This is a genomic window from Kutzneria sp. 744 (assembly GCF_000568255.1).
Taxonomy (GTDB): Bacteria; Actinomycetota; Actinomycetes; order Mycobacteriales; family Pseudonocardiaceae; genus Kutzneria.
Genome location: NZ_KK037166.1, coordinates 1993200 through 2010125, shown reverse-complemented (window position 1 = coordinate 2010125; position 16926 = coordinate 1993200). Strand labels below are relative to the sequence as shown.

The 16926-nt window shown below is 68.7% G+C and carries 15 protein-coding genes and 2 pseudogenes; 9 read left to right on the top strand and 8 right to left on the bottom strand.

All coding sequences use genetic code 11. From position 1 onward, the window contains the following. Nucleotides 1-92: 92 nt before the first annotated feature. Both KUTG_RS08890 and KUTG_RS08885 read right to left on the bottom strand, forming a co-directional pair. A complete protein-coding gene (locus KUTG_RS08890; RefSeq protein ID WP_043716297.1) occupies nucleotides 93-1049 on the bottom strand; it encodes a YncE family protein in 957 nt (318 codons plus the stop codon). Nucleotides 1050-1057: 8 nt separating this feature from the next. Continuing rightward, the gene (locus tag KUTG_RS08885) at nucleotides 1058-1432 is read right to left on the bottom strand and encodes a PH domain-containing protein (RefSeq protein WP_043716295.1); all 375 of its coding nucleotides are present in this window, start codon (nucleotides 1430-1432) and stop codon (nucleotides 1058-1060) included. A 64-nt stretch (nucleotides 1433-1496) separates the two neighbouring features. Between KUTG_RS08885 and KUTG_RS08880 the strand changes: the two genes are divergently transcribed. The 3 genes and pseudogenes from KUTG_RS08880 to KUTG_RS65140 all read left to right on the top strand — a co-directional run bounded on the left by KUTG_RS08880 (nucleotide 1497) and on the right by KUTG_RS65140 (nucleotide 5071). After that, nucleotides 1497-2459 (top strand): CobW family GTP-binding protein, encoded by a 963-nt coding sequence (locus tag KUTG_RS08880; protein ID WP_043716293.1) that lies wholly within the window; start codon nucleotides 1497-1499, stop codon nucleotides 2457-2459. Between the two features lie 55 nt (nucleotides 2460-2514). Continuing rightward, nucleotides 2515-2616: pseudogene (locus KUTG_RS66055) on the top strand (hypothetical protein); the annotation flags it as partial. A 73-nt stretch (nucleotides 2617-2689) separates the two neighbouring features. Next, entirely contained in the window at nucleotides 2690-5071 is a 2382-nt protein-coding gene (locus KUTG_RS65140) for a PEP/pyruvate-binding domain-containing protein (protein WP_255360859.1), read from the top strand. On the opposite strand, the gene mug is transcribed toward KUTG_RS65140, so the two are convergent. Then, entirely contained in the window at nucleotides 4980-5546 is a 567-nt protein-coding gene (mug, locus tag KUTG_RS08870; RefSeq protein WP_043716290.1) for a G/U mismatch-specific DNA glycosylase, read from the bottom strand. The two genes, KUTG_RS65140 and mug, sit on opposite strands and share 92 nt — an antisense overlap. A gap of 9 nt (nucleotides 5547-5555) precedes the next feature. Further along, entirely contained in the window at nucleotides 5556-6716 is a 1161-nt protein-coding gene (locus tag KUTG_RS08865; protein WP_043716288.1) for a glycoside hydrolase family 64 protein, read from the bottom strand. A gap of 174 nt (nucleotides 6717-6890) precedes the next feature. On the opposite strand from KUTG_RS08865, the gene KUTG_RS08860 reads away from it, so the two are divergent. Then, nucleotides 6891-7949 (top strand): glycosyl hydrolase family 18 protein, encoded by a 1059-nt coding sequence (locus KUTG_RS08860; RefSeq protein ID WP_043728721.1) that lies wholly within the window; start codon nucleotides 6891-6893, stop codon nucleotides 7947-7949. On the opposite strand, the gene KUTG_RS08855 is transcribed toward KUTG_RS08860, so the two are convergent. Beyond that, nucleotides 7946-8488 (bottom strand): IS630 family transposase, encoded by a 543-nt coding sequence (locus KUTG_RS08855; RefSeq protein ID WP_369794618.1) that lies wholly within the window; start codon nucleotides 8486-8488, stop codon nucleotides 7946-7948. The two genes, KUTG_RS08860 and KUTG_RS08855, sit on opposite strands and share 4 nt — an antisense overlap. Before the next feature lie 624 nt (nucleotides 8489-9112). Between KUTG_RS08855 and ltrA the strand changes: the two genes are divergently transcribed. After that, entirely contained in the window at nucleotides 9113-10546 is a 1434-nt protein-coding gene (ltrA, locus tag KUTG_RS08845) for a group II intron reverse transcriptase/maturase (protein WP_043714528.1), read from the top strand. Nucleotides 10547-10664: 118 nt separating this feature from the next. Here ltrA and KUTG_RS08840 read toward each other — a convergent pair. After that, nucleotides 10665-11204, bottom strand: a pseudogene (locus KUTG_RS08840) (IS630 family transposase); the annotation flags it as partial. Nucleotides 11205-11247: 43 nt separating this feature from the next. Then, nucleotides 11248-11769, bottom strand: coding sequence for a dihydrofolate reductase family protein (locus tag KUTG_RS08835; RefSeq protein WP_052394233.1), 522 nt, complete (start codon nucleotides 11767-11769; stop codon nucleotides 11248-11250). Between the two features lie 100 nt (nucleotides 11770-11869). Between KUTG_RS08835 and KUTG_RS08830 the strand changes: the two genes are divergently transcribed. Together KUTG_RS08830 and KUTG_RS53135 are read left to right on the top strand one after the other, a co-directional pair. Next, nucleotides 11870-12568 carry a TetR/AcrR family transcriptional regulator gene (locus KUTG_RS08830; RefSeq protein WP_043716286.1) on the top strand — a complete coding sequence of 233 codons (699 nt, stop codon included), beginning with the start codon at nucleotides 11870-11872 and terminating at the stop codon, nucleotides 12566-12568. A 33-nt stretch (nucleotides 12569-12601) separates the two neighbouring features. Then, the gene (locus KUTG_RS53135) at nucleotides 12602-12937 is read left to right on the top strand and encodes a putative quinol monooxygenase (protein ID WP_052394232.1); all 336 of its coding nucleotides are present in this window, start codon (nucleotides 12602-12604) and stop codon (nucleotides 12935-12937) included. Here the strand turns inward: KUTG_RS53135 and KUTG_RS08820 are convergent. After that, nucleotides 12934-14718: a sigma-54-dependent Fis family transcriptional regulator gene (locus KUTG_RS08820; RefSeq protein ID WP_043716284.1), complete on the bottom strand. Its 1785-nt coding sequence runs from the start codon at nucleotides 14716-14718 to the stop codon at nucleotides 12934-12936. The two genes, KUTG_RS53135 and KUTG_RS08820, sit on opposite strands and share 4 nt — an antisense overlap. A 158-nt stretch (nucleotides 14719-14876) precedes the next feature. Here KUTG_RS08820 and KUTG_RS08815 point away from each other — a divergent pair, with 158 nt between their 5' ends. Together KUTG_RS08815 and KUTG_RS08810 are read left to right on the top strand one after the other, a co-directional pair. Next, a complete protein-coding gene (locus tag KUTG_RS08815) occupies nucleotides 14877-15113 on the top strand; it encodes a hypothetical protein (protein ID WP_043716281.1) in 237 nt (78 codons plus the stop codon). Nucleotides 15114-15226: 113 nt separating this feature from the next. Next, nucleotides 15227-16882: a ferritin family protein gene (locus KUTG_RS08810; RefSeq protein ID WP_157494417.1), complete on the top strand. Its 1656-nt coding sequence runs from the start codon at nucleotides 15227-15229 to the stop codon at nucleotides 16880-16882. Nucleotides 16883-16926 lie beyond the last annotated feature (44 nt).

Sequence of the window (16926 nt, the reverse complement as noted above, 5' to 3'; positions counted from 1 at the left end):
CTGCCCGGTTCTCGCCACGCGAAACGTGTGTTGGTCCGGTTCGGAGGGAGAGTGGGGCCAGGGGGAGCAGTCGGCGTTGCGCCGGGCGGGGGTTACCGCCAGGTATGCAGCTGCTCGCCGGTCAGCTGGGCGAACACGCCGGCGACACGGTTGTACGCGGTGGGTGAGAAACCCTTGAGCCGCCCCGTGCGCGCGCCGTCGGCCGGGTCCCAGACCTCCATGCCCTCATCGGTGACGGTGTGCAGCCGGCCCTGGTGGGCCCACATCCGACCGCTGGGGCCGTGGAACCGGCCGACCTCCTCGAAGGTCGGCGCCCGATCAAGAGTGACGCCGTGGGCCTGGTTGTGAACCGCGAACACGTCGTCGTCCAGCCAGGCCGGCGGGCGGTTCCAGAAACCGTCGGGGTCGTCGACGACGATGCCGTGCTCGGCGGCGTACCGATCCTGCGACCAGACCGCCATGTCGATGGCCCGGAGGATGCCGATCGGGTGCCAGACCCAGCCGTCGTCGATCAGCCAGCGGCCGCTCGGGCTGGGTGTGAGGCCGCCGTGGAAGCAGTCCTCGTAGCGCTCGGCGCCGTACGAGATGTCGCGTGCCGTGAGGTTTTCGCCGGTGCTCAGGTCGAAACGGTCCAGGCAGTTGCTCTCGGTCGCGGTGACGAACGTGCCGTCGGGCAGGAAGGCGGCCGGGTAGTAGGTGGTCCAGTTGTCGTCGTCGCCCCGGTCGAACTCCAGCGCCAGAGAGCCGTCCGACAGGTCGATCACCTCGCCGTAGCGGCCGAAATTCGTGACCACGGCGGCGAAACGGCCGTCGTGCGAGACGTGGATGCCCGGGCCGATGTCGAAGTCGCCGATCCCGTCGTCGGGGTCGTACGACTCGGCGTGGCCCCGCTCGCCGATGTGGTCCGGGCTGCCGTCGTCGGCGATACGGACCAGGCCGTCCTCGGTCAGCGCCAGCCAGCCGTCGGGCAGCGCCGCCAGGCAGTCCGGGTTGAGCGGAACCACGGTGCAGGCAACAGAAGTCACGTGGCCGCGGGACAGGTTCTGCATGCCTCAGGTCATAGCACGTACGAGCCGATCAGCTGACTGATTTGTCGGACGTCGGACTCGCCGCGGAACTCGAAGCGGACCTTGCCCAGGCCGCTGAACCACAGGTCAAGCTCGGCGTCGAGGTCGAAGTGGCCGGCGGTCTCCACCGAGAAGGCCTGGATCTTGCTGTACGGCAGGGAGGTGTAGTCCTTCTTCTTGCCGGTCATGCCCTGCACGTTGACCGCGATCACCCGCTTGTTGGTGAACACGACGAAGTCGCGCACCGTCTTGAACGCGAGATGCAGCTGCTCGCCGGGCACGATCAGCGGCTCCACGCTCTTGGCGATGTCCTGCGGATCGATGCGGGCCAGCTTGAGCAGCGCCGCCTTCTCGAAGTCAATCATGTACCGAGGGTAACCACGACACCGGTTATCATGGGCGGAAATCGGGACATTCGGGAAAGGGACCATGGTGGGCGTCCCCGTGATCGTGCTGGCCGGATTTCTCGGCGCCGGCAAGACGACACTGCTCAACCACCTGCTGCGGACCGGTTCCGGCACGCGCATCGGGGTGGTGGTGAACGACTTCGGCGCGGTCAACATCGACGCGATGGCGGTCGCCGGTCAGGTGGACGCGATGGTGTCGCTGGCAGGCGGCTGTGTGTGCTGCGTGACCGACGAGGGCGGTCTCGACGACGTGCTGGGCAAGCTGACCGGCGCCGTGGACGTGATCGTGGTGGAGGCCAGCGGCATCGCCGAGCCGCAGGCGGTGGCCCAGCAGGTGTTGGGCAGCGCCGATCCGTCGGTGGAGTACGGCGGCCTGGTCGAGGTGGTGGACGTCGTCGAGTTCGCGGCCACCCGCGTGCGGCATCCGGAGCTGGACAAGCACCTGCGCGTCGCGGACCTGGTGGTGCTGAACAAGGTCGACCGGGTGGACGCCGCCGCGCTGGCCGAGGTGTTCGCCGTGGTGACGGAGCTGGCCGAGGGCGCCGCGATCGTCACCACGGAGCACGGGCGGCTCGATCCGGGGCTGCTGTTCGACCGCCGCGAGCGCCCGAAGTCGGCGCAGCTGTCGTTCGACGACCTCGAGGACCACAGCGACCACGTGCACGCTCTGTACCAGAGCATTTCGTTCGAGTCCGACGAGCCGATGCATCCCGAGCGGCTGGTCGAGTTCCTCGACGGTCGCCCGGAGGGCGTGTTCCGCATCAAGGGCTATGTCCACTTCGGGCAGCCCGAGCGCTACGAGCTCCAGGTGGTCGGCGGCTTCCTGCGCTTGCGGCGTGCCCGATGGGGTAGAGCCGAGCCGCGCCGCACCAGCCTGGTGGTGATCGGCGTCGACATGAGCGACATCGAGGAACAGCTGGTCAGCTGCGTGGGGGAGGGTGACGAGCGGGCCATGTTCGCGGTGCACCGGCACACCGAGGCCTGAGTCCGTTATTCAACAGCTGTTGAGTTTACCGGCGCTTGGTCCTAACCTCGGCGTCATGTCGACGCTGACCTTGGACTTCATCCGAATCGACGGCACCATGCTGGCCTCGGTCGGCGGCAAGGCGGCCAACCTGGGCGAGCTGACGGGGGCCGGCCTGCCGGTGCCGCCCGGCTTCTGCGTCACCACCGAGGCCTATCGCCCGCGTCGCGGCCGGCGTCCCGCTCGACGAGGTGCGCGAGGCGCTGCTGGCGGTGGAGATTCCCGCCGACATCGCCGACCAGATCCGGGCCGGCTACGAGAAACTGGGCGCGGATGTCCCGGTCGCCGTGCGCTCGTCGGCCACCGCCGAGGACCTGCCGTTCGCCAGTTTCGCCGGCCAGCAGGACACTTTCCTCAACGTCGTGGGCATCGACAGCGTGCTGGACGCCGTACGCCGGTGCTGGGCTTCGCTGTGGACCGATCGCGCCTACGCCTACCGCGAGAGCAACGGAATCGACCATGCCGCCGTCGAGTTGGCCGTTGTCGTGCAGCGCATGGTGGACGCCGAGGTCGCGGGCGTGCTGTTCACCGCCAATCCGGTCACCGGCCGGCGGCGCGAGGCCGTGATCGACGCCAACGCCGGTCTGGGCGAGACCGTCGTGTCCGGCTCGGTCAACCCCGACCACTTCGTGGTCGACACCGCCTCGGCCCGAATCCTCCAGCGGCGGTTGGGGGACAAGAAGATCGCCATCCGGTCGGTCGCTGGCGGTGGCACACAAGAGGTTTCGCTCGACTCCGCCGAGCCCTGCCTGTCGGACAAGCAGATCCTCGCGCTGGCCGCGCTCGGCGACCGCGTCGAACGGCACTACGGCAGCCCGCAGGACACCGAGTGGGCCATCGACGCCGCCGGGACCCTGTGGCTGACCCAGGCCCGTCCGATCACCACGCTGTACCCGGTGCCCGACAGCCCCTCCAACGACGGCAAGGGTCGTCGCGCGTACCTGTGTGTTTCCGTTGCGCAGGGCCTTTATCGCCCCATCACACCGATGGGCATGGCCTCGTTCCGGCTCATCGCCAGCGGTGGCCGCCGCATGTTCGGCCTGCCGGTCACCGACGCCCTGGCCGGGCCGGCCTTCTTCTCCGACGCCGGCCAGCGCGTGTACGTCGACGCCACGGTGATCGTGCGCAGCCGCCTGGGCCGGTTCATCGTGCCCAGGATCTTCGACGTCATGGAGGCCCGGACGGCCGCCGCGATGCGATCCCTGTTCGACGACCCCGACATGTCGGTGCGCCCAGGCGCCTTTCGTGCGGCGCGGCACATCATGAAGTTGGCGCTGCGCATGGGTTTCCCGTTCCGCCTGACCGAGGCCATGGTCCGGCCCGCGGCTGCCGACCGGCGTCTGGACGGCGTGGGCCAACGGTTGCTGGCCATCGCGGCCCTGCCCGGCGAGCACGATTCGCGGACCCGGCTGGACCACGTGATCAAGGCGCTGCCGGCGATCCCGACGATGTTGCCGAAGGCGCTGCCGGTGCCGCTGGCCGGGTTCATCATGCTGGCCTTCGCCCGCCGGCTGCTGGGCAGCGGCGAAGGGCTGGAGACCGTCCTTCGTGGACTCCCGCACAACGTCACCACCGAGATGGACCTGGAGCTGTGGCGGGTGGCCGGCGAGCTGCGCGGCGTCGACCTGTCCTCCGGCGAGATTCCGTCGCCTGTGCAACGGTTCCTTGACCGCTACGGGCACCGGGCCGTCGCCGAGATCGACCTGGGCATGCCGCGCTGGTCCGACGACCCGGCCCACATCCTCGGCGTGCTGGCCAACTACCTGCGCCTGGACGACGCCGACGCCGCCCCGGACGCCCAGTTCCGGCGCGGCGCCGCCGAGGCCGAGGCGATGATCCAGTCGTTGTCCCGCAAGGCCGGCGGCGTACGTGGGCGGCTCGTCCGGTTCGCACTCGGCCGCACCCGGCGGCTCGCCGGCCTACGGGAGACCCCGAAGTTCTTCCTGATCCAGTTCCTGGCCGAGATTCGCCGTCAGCTCCAGCACGTCGGCGCGGACCTGGCCGCCGCCGACCGCATCGCCCGCACCGAGGACGTGTTCTTCCTGTCGCTCATGGAATGCCGGGAAGCGCTGGACGGCAAGGACTTCCGGAAGATCGTCGCCGGCCGGCACGAGTCGTACGAGCGGGAACTGCGCCGCCGTCAGGTGCCGCAGATGATCCTGTCCGACGGCACCGACCCCGAGGCCATCGCCGCCCCGCCGGCCGACGGCGACCTGGTCGGCACCGCCGCCTCCACCGGCCACATCACCGGCATCGCCCGGGTGGTGCTGGATCCCGTCGGCGCGCACCTCGAACCCGGCGAGATTCTCGTTGCCCCGTCGACGGATCCGGGCTGGACGCCGCTGTTCCTCACCGCCGGCGGGCTCGTGATGGAGATGGGCGGCGCCAACTCGCACGGCGCCGTCGTCGCCCGGGAGTACGGGATTCCGGCCGTGGTGGGCGTCCCGAACGCCACGCGGCGCATCGCCACCGGCGACGAGATCACGATCGACGGGGCGGCCGGGACGGTGACGCTGCTGCCCGCAGCCGACCGAACTCCTCCGCCAGCGCCGGCAACTGCCAGTGGGCGTTGAGGCCGCTGGGATTGGGCAGCACCCACACCCGGGTCTCGCCGATCGTCGCCTCCTGCGGCCCGACAACGGCCTTGGGGGCGGCGAAGGCGGTCCGGTACGCGCCGACGCCCACCACGGCCAGGAACTTCGGCCGATACTTCAGCACGACCGAGACCAGCCGCTTCCCGCCCTCCACGAACTCCGTCGGCGTCAACTCGTCGGCCCGGGCCGTGGCCCGGGCGACGACGTTGGTGATGCCCAACCCCAATCCCAACAGCAACTTCTGCTCCGAGGCGTCGAACAACCGCGGCGTGAAGCCGGAAAGATGCAGCGCCGGCCAGAAGCGGTTGCCGGGACGGGCGAAGTGGAAGCCGGTGGCCGCCGACCACAGCCCTGGGTTGATCCCGCAGAACAGGACGTTCAGCTCGGGAGCGACCAGGTCGTCGAGGACGGTGCCGTGGGCGGCGGCCAACTCGGCCTTGCTGGGCTTGTGCACCTGCCAAACCTAGTTGAACGGGTCCAGGGTCATCGTGGCGCTGGCCGGGTTGCCGTCGTTGACCAGCGACTCGAAGTTGCCCACGTCGTCGAAGGCGAAGGCATAGGCCTTGCCGTCGACCATCTGGCTGTGGATCAGCTTGGCGTACTGGTTGGTGACGCTGTCCTTGTAGAAGTCGCCGGCGTTGTTGTCGGGCTGGTTGGCCGAGGTCAGCAGCGTGCCCCGGTTGTAGCCGGCGCACAGCGTGCGGGAGATGGGCCCGCGCACCAGGTCGTTCGGCGCGTCCAGCAGCTTGAAGCAGCCGAAGATGCTGGAGGCGTCGGGTTTCTGGAACGAGGTGACCACCTGGCCGGCGCTGTTGGTGAAGTTCATGACGTTGCCGGAGACCCGCCCGAAGTACTTGGTGTTGGGCTGGTCGGCGAACGGCGTCACGGTCAGGGTGGAGCCGGAGTACCTGCTCCACACCCGGTTCACGTAGTCGGCCATCGCGTTCTCGGTCAGCGCCCCGGTCTCCACGCCGTGGCCGGGTGACAGTGCGCGGATGACCGTGCTGCCCGAGGTCTGGATCAGCCCGGACCAGCCGCTCATGGCCTTCAGGCCGTTCAGCACGGCGTTGTAGCCGCCGGCCTTCAGGTGCCCGGTGGTCTTCGAGCCCACGCTCACCGCGTAGGGCGCGGAGAACATGTCGACCTGGGTGCTGTTGATCCAGATGCCGGCGTCGTTGAGGGTGTACTCGGACCAGTTGAACAGGATGTTCCGGTTGGGGTCGGTGGGGTTCTGCACCGCCGGCTGCACCAGGCCGCCGGTGGTCAGCTTGAACACCAGCTTCTGGCCGTAGGAGAAGTACACCCGCCCTGAGAACTTGGGGATCCGGATGGTTGTCGACCCGCCGTTGCCGGGTCCGGCGATGGAGGCGTCCGGGGCGGGGGTGGGCGGGTTGCCGCCGGCCGGCCAGGCGTGGAAGCCGCCGCCCGCGTCGGCCCAGCCCTGCTGGCCGGTGGCCAGGTTGGTGCCCAGGTCGTAGATGTACACCGGGCCGGAGCGCCCGGAGTTGTTGACGATCTTCAGCGGAATCGTGGCCGGCACCGCGGCCTGGGCCGGCGCTACCAGCACGCCGGCGGCGACTGCTGTCGCGGCGGCGATGGTGCACAACGTCCTTGTCGTGCGCATACGTGAAATCCCCTCGTCGTGGGCAGGGTGGCGAGGCGGCCGTGCTCCCGGTCAGGGTGTGAGAGCGCTCTCATGGTCACGCTCCCCGCCATTCCGTGTCAATGCCGGAACCGGTCCCGGGTTTCTTCGGACAAAGGTCTGGACCTCCGGTACCGGTACCGCGAGGCTGTGGGCATGTTGACCTCACGACTGGCCCGCGGGCTGGCCACGACCGTGGCGCTGGCTGCGGTGGCCGCCACGGTGACCCCCGGCAGCGCGGCGGCCGCCGGCTCCCACCAGCGCGCGATCCCGGCGCACGTGTTCGCGCCGTACTTCCAGACGTACAAGCCGGGCGACCCGGCGGAGCAGGCCGCCGCCTCCGGCGCCCGCTACCTGACGATGGCCTTCCTGCAGACGCCGGTCGCGGGCTCCTGCGAGGCGACCTGGGACGGCGACCCCAAGCGGCCGATCTCCCAGGCCGAGTACGGCGACTCCATCAAGCGCCTGCGGGCCATGGGCGGCGACGTGATCGCCTCCTACGGCGGCGGCGACGCCTCCGGCCACGGCACCGACATCGCCGACAGCTGCACCGATGTCGACAAGATCGCCGAGAACTTCGAGCAGGTGATCACGACCTACGACATCACCCGCATCGACCTCGACGTCGAAGGCCCGATGCAGAAGAACCTGGCCGGCGTGGACCGCCGCAACAAGGCCATCGCCAAGGTCGAGAAGTGGGCGGCCGCCAACCACCGCGTCATCCAGTTCGACTACACGGTGCCGACCGACGTCATCGGCATCACCCAGGGTTCCCGGGACATGTTGGCCAACGCCAAGGCCAACGGCGCGGACATCCACATCGTCAACATCATGACCTTCGACTACTACGACGACCAGCCGCACCAGATGGCCGCCGACACCAAGACGGCGGCCAACCTCCTGCTGGCCGACCTGCGCGCCCTGCACCCGGGCACGCCGGACACCAAGCTGTGGGAGCAGGTCGGCATCATCGAGATGGTCGGCGTCGACGACTACGGCTCGGGCGGCGAGACCGGCCCGCTGGAGATCTTCACCCCGCGCGACGCCATCGACGTGACGGTGTGGTCATGGCTGCACAACATCGGCTCGCTGTCCTTCTGGGCGCTGGGCCGTGACAGCGGTTCCTGCCCGGGAGAGCACTCCGACGCCTGTTCCGGCGTGCAGCAGGCCCCGTGGCAGTACACCCGAACCATGGGCGCGTTCACGCACAACTAGTGTCCTGCGCCAGGAATTCGGTCAAGATATGAGGCGAGGCGGTCGAGGATCTCGTCAGCGTCCTTGGTCCACACGAACGGCCTGGGATCGGCGTTCCACGTCGTGATCCAGTCGCGGATGTCGTTTTCCAGTGCACGTAAGGACTTGTGCGCAGCTCGACGCAGGCGTTTGTCGGTCAGCAAGCCGAACCATCGCTCCACCTGGTTGAGCCAGGAGGAGTAGGTCGGGGTGAAGTGCATGTGGAAGCGGGGGTGCGCGGCCAGCCACTTGTTGATCGTGGGGTGTTTGTGGGTGGTGTAGTTGTCGCAGATTAGGTGCACGTCAAGGTCGGCGGGCACCTGCTTGTCCAGTGTGGTGAGGAACTTCTTGAACTCCACCGCGCGGTGACGGCGGTGGATGGAGCCGATCACCTCGCCGCTGGCCACGTCGAGCGCGGCGAACAGGGTGGTGATGCCGTGCCGGATGTAGTCATGGGTACGGCGCTGCGGCAGGCCGGGCATCATCGGCAGCATCGGCGCGGACCGGTCCAGCGCCTGGATCTGCGACTTCGTGCGCCACGAGGCGCTGCACTATCGGGTGGAGGTGAGAGACCTCCGCCGTCGTCCTGTCGCAGCAGGTCGATGAAGCTGAGGGCAGCCTGATCCGGGAGGCGCCGGGGAGGGTGGGAGCAGCCCTGACAACGAGGAGACGGGCCGGCACTGCCAGACGGCTCGGGCTCACCTAGCGAGACGGAAAGGTGTACGTGAGGAACCAGCGGTTAAAGCCTCTCAAGAGATACACCGGCTCCAACCTGGCGGATGCGGGCCGGAGCGCGACGCACACCTGTCTTGACCGGATGTCCGGGACAGGGCGGGTGACTTTCGGGCCGGGTGAAGACGCCGGCAGGGAGGCCGCGAGGAAAGGCTGCGGCGTACTCGTGGCGATGTCGCAGGGGCAAAGCTGGGCACCGACCCCGTCGACCGGTGTGTGGTGAACGTGGGAAGCGTCCCGGGCTGGTCCCGCGTGCTGGCCGTCCAGGTCGGGTGCGGGCAGGCTCGTCGTCGGCTGAGCGGGCCGGGGCGTGGCGGAGCCGTCGTAGTAGTCCGAGGTCGGGAAAGCCGGCCACATGGCGAAGGGCGGCAGCGAGTCCGCGGCGATGGGAACGGAAGGGCAGGAGATCACCGGTGAATACGGGTGTGCTGTGGCCGACGGTCGAGGAGGCCGAGGCGCGGGTACTGCGGATCCAGACCAAGCTGCATCAGTGGGCGATCGATGGTCCTGGTCGCCGGTTCGACGACGTGTTCAATTTGGTGTGTGACCCGGCTGTTCTCGTTGTGGCGTGGACGCGGGTCAGGGGCAACAAGGGTAAGCGGTCGGCGGGGGTGGATGGTGTCCGTCCGGACGCCGTGTTCGCCGCCGAGGAGTGGTTCCTGCCCACCTTGAGGCGAGATCTCAGGGAGCGGCGGTTCGACCCGATGCCCGTGCGGGAGCGGATGATCCCCAAGCCGGGCAGCGCGAATCTGCGTCGCTTGGGTATCCCGACCGCGCGGGACCGCACCGTGCAGGCGGCTCTGAAGCTGGTACTGGAGCCGATCTTCGAGGCGGACTTCCAACCGTGTTCCTACGGTTTCCGTCCTCGGCGCCGGGCCCAGGATGCGATCGCGGAGATCCACCAGTTCACGTCCCGCTCGTATGAGTGGGTCCTGGAAGGGGACATCGAGGCGTGCTTCGACATGATCGACCACCCGGCCCTGATGGACCGGGTGCGTGGTCGGGTCGGGGACAAACGTGTTCTGGCTCTGGTGAAGGCGTTCCTGCATGCGGGCGTCCTCAGCGAGGACGGCGTGGTCAGGAACACCAGTACCGGCACACCCCAAGGCGGGATCCTGTCTCCGTTGCTGGCCAACATCGCCCTGTCAGTCCTGGACGAGCATTTCGCCCGGGCATGGGCGGCCAGCGGCACCTCGTATCGGCGGTTCGTGGCGCGCCGCAAGGGGTCGGCCACCTATCGGATCGTTCGCTACGCGGACGATTTCGTGGTTCTGGTGTCCGGGTCGAAGCGGCATGCCGAAGACCTCCGGGAGGTGGTGGCCGGACTGTTGGCCCCGATGGGCCTGCGGTTGTCGGCAGCCAAGACGAGGGTCTGTCACATCGATGAGGGCTTCGACTTCCTCGGGTTCCGCATCCAGCGGAAACGGAAGCGGGGCACGGACAAGCGCGTGGTCTACACCTACCCGTCGAAGAAGGCGCTGGCCTCGATCGTCGGGCGGGTCCGCGCGCTGACCCGCAGGTCGTCGCATCCAACACTTGCCGCCCTGCTGCGCCAACTCAACTTGGTGCTGCGGGGTTGGTGCGTCTACTTCCGTCATGGTGTGTCGAAGGCGACCTTCCACTACCTCGATGATTACGCCTGGCATCGGGTAGTGCGGTGGATTCGTAAGCGGCACAACAAAACGAAGTGGGCCGTCCTCATGCGCCGTTACCTTCCGGGGTGGCGACCGACGGAGGACGAGGTGACGTTGTTCCAGCCCCAGACGGTGACGGTCAGCCGTTACCGATACCGGGCGGCCAACATCCCTACACCCTGGGCAGTCATAACGCCAGAACCAGCAAAGTGATCCGCTGACACGGGCTCGTGGAGAGCCGGATGCTCAGGAATGGGCACGTCCGGTTCGGCGGGCGGGCCGGGGAAACGTAACGTTCGTAAGGACGTCAACGCGCCCCGGTCCGACCCAACTCGTCGACGCAGAGGACCAGCGCCTTGTCGGGCGGATTCAGGTAGAGCCCGACGACGTCGCGGACCTTGTCGACGAACTGCGGATCGTTGCTGAGTTTGAAGGTGTCGACCTGGTGGGGCTTGAGGTTGAACGCCTTCCAGATCCGTCCGACCGTCGACTTGGACAATCCGCTCTCGGCCGCCATCGAGGTCCGCGACCAGTGCGTGGCATCGGCCGGGGTCCGTTCCAGCGTGGCCACCACCAGTTCCTCGACCTGCTCGTCGGTGATCTTGCGCGGGGCGCCCGGACGTGGCTCGTCCACCAAGCCCTCCAGGCGCCTGTCCAGGAACCGTCGTCGCCACTTGCCCACCGTCTGCGGCCAGATCCCCAACTCGGCGGCGACGTCCTGATTGGATCCGCCGGCCGCGCACCCGAGCACGATTCGGCATCGCTGTGCCAATGCCTGCGACGACTTCGCCCGCCGCGCCCACCGTTGAAGCGTCTCGCGTTCCTCGTCGGTTAACACCACAGCGGCCACCGGCCGGCCTCTACCTGCCATCCGTCAATCCTACAATTAATCAACGAACTTTAGGCGCAGGACACTAGGCCGGCGTGTAGATCAGCTCGACGGCGCCGCCGGGATGCGTTCGCTGGCACTGCAGGTGCAGCGGCTGCCCGGCGGTGCCGTCGAACAGCGGGATTCCGTTGCCCAGCAACATCGGCAGCACCACGACGCCGAGCCGGGCGACGGCCCCGAGGTCGAGGAAGGCTCGGATCGTGCGGGCGCCGCCGAGCAGGTGGACGTCGCCCATCAGGCCGGTGCGCTGTAACCGCGCCAACAGCTCGGTGGCGTTGTCGCACGCGCGGGCCTGCACGCCGGGAGGCAGGGGACGGGAGGTCAGCACGTGCACGTCTTTGTCGGCCCAGGGCCAGTCGGCGGACCAGCGGGCCAGCCCGCGGTCGAACGTCGAGCGGCCCATGACGACGGCCTCGCAGTGCTCCAGCACCTCGGCGATGCCGTGCGAGCGGTGCTCGTAGCCGGGCAGCGACTCCCAGGCCGCCACGCCGTCCGCATCGGCGACGAACCCGTCGAGGCTCACCCCGACGTGCGTGCGGATCACCATCCGGGCCCCTTCACGATCGGTGTCCCGTGGACACATCAGTGTCTGCCGGACACTTGGGTGTACGGTAGACACGCCTGGGGAGGACAGCAAGGGGCCGTATGTGACAGAAAGTGCCAGATTTCACGGCACAGAGCTGCTCTGGAAGCTGAGCGACCAGGGCCGCTCGGTCACGCGCCCGGCGCTGACGGTTCCCCGGATCGCCGCCGCCGGCATCACGCTGGCCGACGCGGCCGGCATGGCCTCGGTGTCCATGCAGCAGGTGGCCGGCATGCTTGACGTCACCAAGATGGCCCTCTACCGGCACGTCACCAACAAGGCCGAACTGGTCGCCGTGATGATCGAGATCGCGGTGGGGGAGCCGCCAGACCTGTCCACCGTGCCCGGCGGCTGGCGGCCCAAGCTGACGGAGTGGGCCCGCCTGATGCGCGAGACCTGGCAGCGCCACCCCTGGCTGCCGGCGGCCACCGTCGGCGAGCGGGCGATGGGGCCGCGCGAGATCGGCTGGACGGAGTCGGCCGTGGCCGCGCTCGAAGGCACGGGGCTGACCGGCGCCCAGCGCATGGACGCCGTTTTCCTGGTCAGCGGCCACATCCGCAACACCCGGTCGGCATCGACCGCCGGCACCCAGCCGTGGAGTCCGGACAAGCGCCTCCGCAGCCAGATCGCGGCCCACGGCGACCTGTTCCCGGCGCTGGTGGCGGCGACCGAGGACACCATCGACGCCACCCCGGACAGCAGCTGGGAGTTCGGCCTGGCCCGCATCTTCGACGGCCTGGAGTTGTTGATCACGGGCCGATAGCGTGACCGCCGCGCACCTGGTGGAATGGCAGCCATGAGCATCTATCTGCGCGTCGAGGTCGCCCCGCACGACGGCAAGCAGGCCGAGTTCGAGGAGACCGCCAAGGCGCTGGTGGCGGGCACGGCCGACGAGCCCGGCACGCTGTCCTACCGAGTGTTCTCCGACGCCTCCGGCAGCTACACCTTCATCGAGGAGTACGTCGACGCCGCCGCCTCGGCCGCGCACGGCAAGAACAGCCGCGAGCTGCTGGGCCAGCTGGCCACCGTGGCCAGCATCAGCCGGGTCGACGTCTACGGCGGCCCCGGCGACGACGTCGACAAGATCGCCAAGGTCTTCCCCAACGCCACCGCGCACGCCCAGGTGGTCTAACGCTCCGGAGTCACGATCCCGTACTCGTGGATCTTGCGGTACAGGGTCGCCCGGGACATGCCCAGCAGCTGAGCGGTCTGCACCTTGTTGCCGCCGCTGTCGGCCAGGCCCTGCACGATGGCGTCCCGCTCGATCGACTCCAGCCGGGACAGCGGCCGCCGCGTCAGGGTCCGGAACTCGGCCGGCAGGTCGCCCGGCTGGATGGTGCCCGTCCGCCGGTGCTGCACCGCGATCCTGAGCACGTGGTGCAGCTCGGCGACGTTGCCCGGCCAGTCGGCCCGCATCAGCAGGTGCATCGCCGCCGGCGAGCACGTCAGCTGGCCGCCGTGCCCCAGCCGGTTCAGGAACAGCGGCACCAGCTCGGACAGGTCCTCCACGTGCCGGCGCAGCGGCGGCACCTTCACCGTCCTCGGGAACAGGGCCAGCAGTTCCGCCAGCTCCGCGCGGTTGATGGTGTTCTCCGCCAACGTGACCGAGACCCACGTCGCCGGGGAAGCCAGTCGTAGCAACCGGATCGTGGTCGCCAGCGCCGGACCGGCCAGCCGGTCCCCGTGCCGGATCACCAAGGCGTCCACGGGATCCTCGATCAGTTCCCGCCGCAGCTCGTCGTGCCAGCCGGCATCCGCGGTGGCGGCGTCGAGCACGTGCACCCGGCCGGTCGGGTGCCGGCGCTGGTGCACGCACCGGGCCAGCGTCGTCTTGCCCACGCCCGGATCCCCGCCCAGCACAAGCCATTCGCCCGAGTTGTACGCCGAGTCGACGTCGTGGGCGCAGCGCAGCCACAGCGGCGCCGACCCGACCGCGCCGGGCAGGAACATCGGCAGCCGCGGCTCGGGCACACCAGCCCCCTCGGGCTCGGAGTCGATCAGCTTGCCGCACAGCACCACGCCGGCCACGTCGTTGCGGTTCTGGCCGAACACCTTGCGGCACTGGGACCTGACCTTGCTGCCGGTCGGCAGCGCCACGTCCGCGGTGCTGGACCGCCGCTCGGCCACCGCCTGCGTGGCGTGCCCGATCAGCACCGACTGGTCGGACGGGTCCAGCAGCTGCCGGGCGTGGTCGTTCATCATCACCACGCCGTCGTTGAACGCCAGCACGATGCCCGTGGTCCGCCGGCACGCCCGCAGATAGGCCTGGAACAGCGCCAGCTCACGGGGATTGGTGTGGGTCAACAGGGACTGGCTGATCTGCTCGGCCGCCGAGTGGGCCAGCGCCACCAGCAGCCGGCCGGCGTCGCGGCTCCAGCACGTCAGGTCGACCGCGCCGACCATCTTGCCCGACACCGGATGCTGGATGGGCGCGCCCGCGCAGGCCAGGCTCTCCAGGTTCTCGGCGTAGTGCTCGTGCCCGAACACGTACGTCGGCCGGCCCTCCTCCAGCGCGGTGCCGATGCCGTTGGTGCCGACGAACTGCTCGCCGTAGCTGAAGCCGGGGACCAGCTCCACCCGTTCCAGCTTGCGGTGCAGATCGATGTCGCCGGTGCGCTGGGTCAGCACCACACCCGTCGGGTCGGTGAGGATGAGGCTGATGGGCTGGCCGTCGAGCTGGTCGCCCAGCCGTTGCAGCACGGGCGTGGCCGCGCGGATCAGCGGGGAGTCCAGGTCGGGCTCGCGGACGTAGGGCAGCACGATCCGGTCGGCCGGCACCCGCAGCTGCCGCGACCGCCACCACGAGTCCAGGATGCTCTTGCGCACCTGGTCGGAGGCGATGGACTCCGAGGTCAGGAACCGCTCCCGGGTGCGGGCAAGGCGCCTCTCGTCGGCCGCCACTACGTCCTGCACATGGACCTCCTACCCACGGACAGCCCTGGCCGCGGGCACCCGGCGGTGCCTCCCGCTGGGCTCAGAGTAGGCCTCCGGCGGCGTCGGCGGGTGTCTCAAATTGAGACAGTCGGCCGGCTGCGACCGGAGTGGGATGAGAGGTCGGAGGTGTGTGGGTAATGACCGACAACGAGTCCTACAACCCATGGACCGTCGTGAACCTCGTCTTCAACCACTTGGTCGAACAGGGCTACCACCCGGTGCTCGGGGAGTCCGGCCACCCCGGTGAGCCCGCCGCCCAGCTGCTGCGCGCGCTGGGCGTCACGCCCGTGGTCGGGGGTACCGACGAACGAGTGGTCCAGTGCAACCGCGCGAAGCTCGCGGACATGCTCGAGCAGGAGTTCGGGCCGCGCTGACTGTCTCATTTTGAGACCGGAGGCCGCCCCGTCACCGGTTGTAATTCGACAGGCAGTAGGCGCAACGACGACGACGCGCTCGACCGCCGGCGACCGGCGGGTGAGGAGTGACCATGAGCCGCCAGAGCGTGGCGAAAGCACACCAGAAGATCCAGGAGCTGAGTTGGGACCCGGTGTACCACGAGCCGGTCTCCCACTACGGCACCGACTACACCTTCCGCAAGGCCAAGAAGAAGGACCCGCTCAAGCAGGTGCTGCGGTCCTACTTCCCCATGCAGGAGGAGAAGGACCACCGCGTGTACGGCGCGGAGGACGGCGCGATCCGCGGCAACATGTTCCGCCAGGTCCAGGAGCGCTGGCTGGAGTGGCAGAAGCTGTTCCTGTCCATCATTCCGCTGCCGGAGATCTCGGCGGCCCGGGCGATGCCGCTGCTGTTCCGCACGGTGCCCAACCCGGAGCTGCACAACGGGCAGGCGATCCAGATGATCGACGAGGTTCGCCACTCGACGATCCAGCAGAACCTCAAGCGCCTGTACATGAACAACTACATCGACCCCGCCGGCTTCAACTCCAGCCTGCGCAACTTCCAGAACGACTACTGCGGCACCATCGGACGGCAGTTCGCCGAGGGCTTCATCACCGGCGACGCCATCACCGCGGCCAGCATCTACCTGACCATCGTGGCCGAGACGGCGTTCACCAACACGCTGTTCGTGGCCATGCCGGCCGAGGCCGCGGCCAACGGCGACTACCTGCTGCCCACGGTGTTCCACTCGGTGCAGTCCGACGAGTCCCGGCACATCAGCAACGGCTACGCCACGCTGCTGATGGCGCTGTCCGACGAGTCCAACCACCAGCTGCTGGAACGCGACCTGCGCTACGCGTGGTGGAACAACCACCGCGTGGTGGACGCGGCCATCGGCACGTTCATCGAGTACGGCACCAAGGACCGCCGCAAGGACCGTGAGAGCTACGCGGAGATGTGGCGGCGCTGGATCTACGACGACTACTACCGCTCCTACCTCGTACCGTTGGAGAAGTACGGCCTGACGATTCCGCACGACCTCATCGAGGAGTCCTGGAACCAGATCTGGAACAAGGGCTACGTGCACGAGGTCGCGCAGTTCTTCGCCACCGGCTGGCTGGCCAACTACTGGCGCATCGACGCGATGACCGACGAGGACTTCGAGTGGTTCGAGTTCAAGTACCCGGGCTGGTACGACCGGTACGGCAAGTGGTGGGAGAACTACAACCGCCTGGCCACGCCGAACGGGCACCACCCGATCGTCGCCGAGAACGTGGACTACGTGTACCCGCACCGCTGCTGGACCTGCATGGTGCCGTGCCTCGTGCGCGAGGACATGGTGATGGCCGAGGTCGACGGCCAGTGGCGCACGTACTGCCACGAGGCCTGCCGCTGGACCGACGTCGAGGCGTTCCGGCCGACCTACCAGGGCCGCAACACGCCGAACATGGGCCAGCTGATCGGCGCCCGCGAGTGGGAAACCCTGTACCACGGCTGGAACTGGGCCGATGTGGTGAAGGACATGGGTTTCGTGCGCGACGACGGCAAGACCATGGTCGCGCAGCCGCACCTGGACCTGAACCCGAAGAAGATGTGGACGCTGGACCACCTTCGCCGGATGGGCCCGGTGCAGAGCCCGAACGTGCTGCTCAACCAGATGACCGACACCGAGCGGGCCGCGTTCCAGGCCGACTACAACCGGCAGGGTCCTGCCGGCAGGCCGGCTCCCGCCAAGTCAGCCTGAGACGCGGTCTGAGGGAGGCGACCTCCGGCCGCCTCCCTCGCCCT

Coding starts and splice junctions, on each gene's coding strand:
- KUTG_RS08890 (WP_043716297.1), bottom strand. CDS start 1,049: ATGCAGAACCTGTCCCGCGGCCACGTGACTTCTGTTGCCTGCACCGTG.
- KUTG_RS08885 (WP_043716295.1), bottom strand. CDS start 1,432: ATGATTGACTTCGAGAAGGCGGCGCTGCTCAAGCTGGCCCGCATCGAT.
- KUTG_RS08880 (WP_043716293.1), top strand. CDS start 1,497: ATGGTGGGCGTCCCCGTGATCGTGCTGGCCGGATTTCTCGGCGCCGGC.
- KUTG_RS08865 (WP_043716288.1), bottom strand. CDS start 6,716: ATGCGCACGACAAGGACGTTGTGCACCATCGCCGCCGCGACAGCAGTC.
- KUTG_RS08860 (WP_043728721.1), top strand. CDS start 6,891: ATGTTGACCTCACGACTGGCCCGCGGGCTGGCCACGACCGTGGCGCTG.
- KUTG_RS08835 (WP_052394233.1), bottom strand. CDS start 11,769: ATGGTGATCCGCACGCACGTCGGGGTGAGCCTCGACGGGTTCGTCGCC.
- KUTG_RS53135 (WP_052394232.1), top strand. CDS start 12,602: ATGAGCATCTATCTGCGCGTCGAGGTCGCCCCGCACGACGGCAAGCAG.
- KUTG_RS08815 (WP_043716281.1), top strand. CDS start 14,877: ATGACCGACAACGAGTCCTACAACCCATGGACCGTCGTGAACCTCGTC.
- KUTG_RS08810 (WP_157494417.1), top strand. CDS start 15,227: ATGAGCCGCCAGAGCGTGGCGAAAGCACACCAGAAGATCCAGGAGCTG.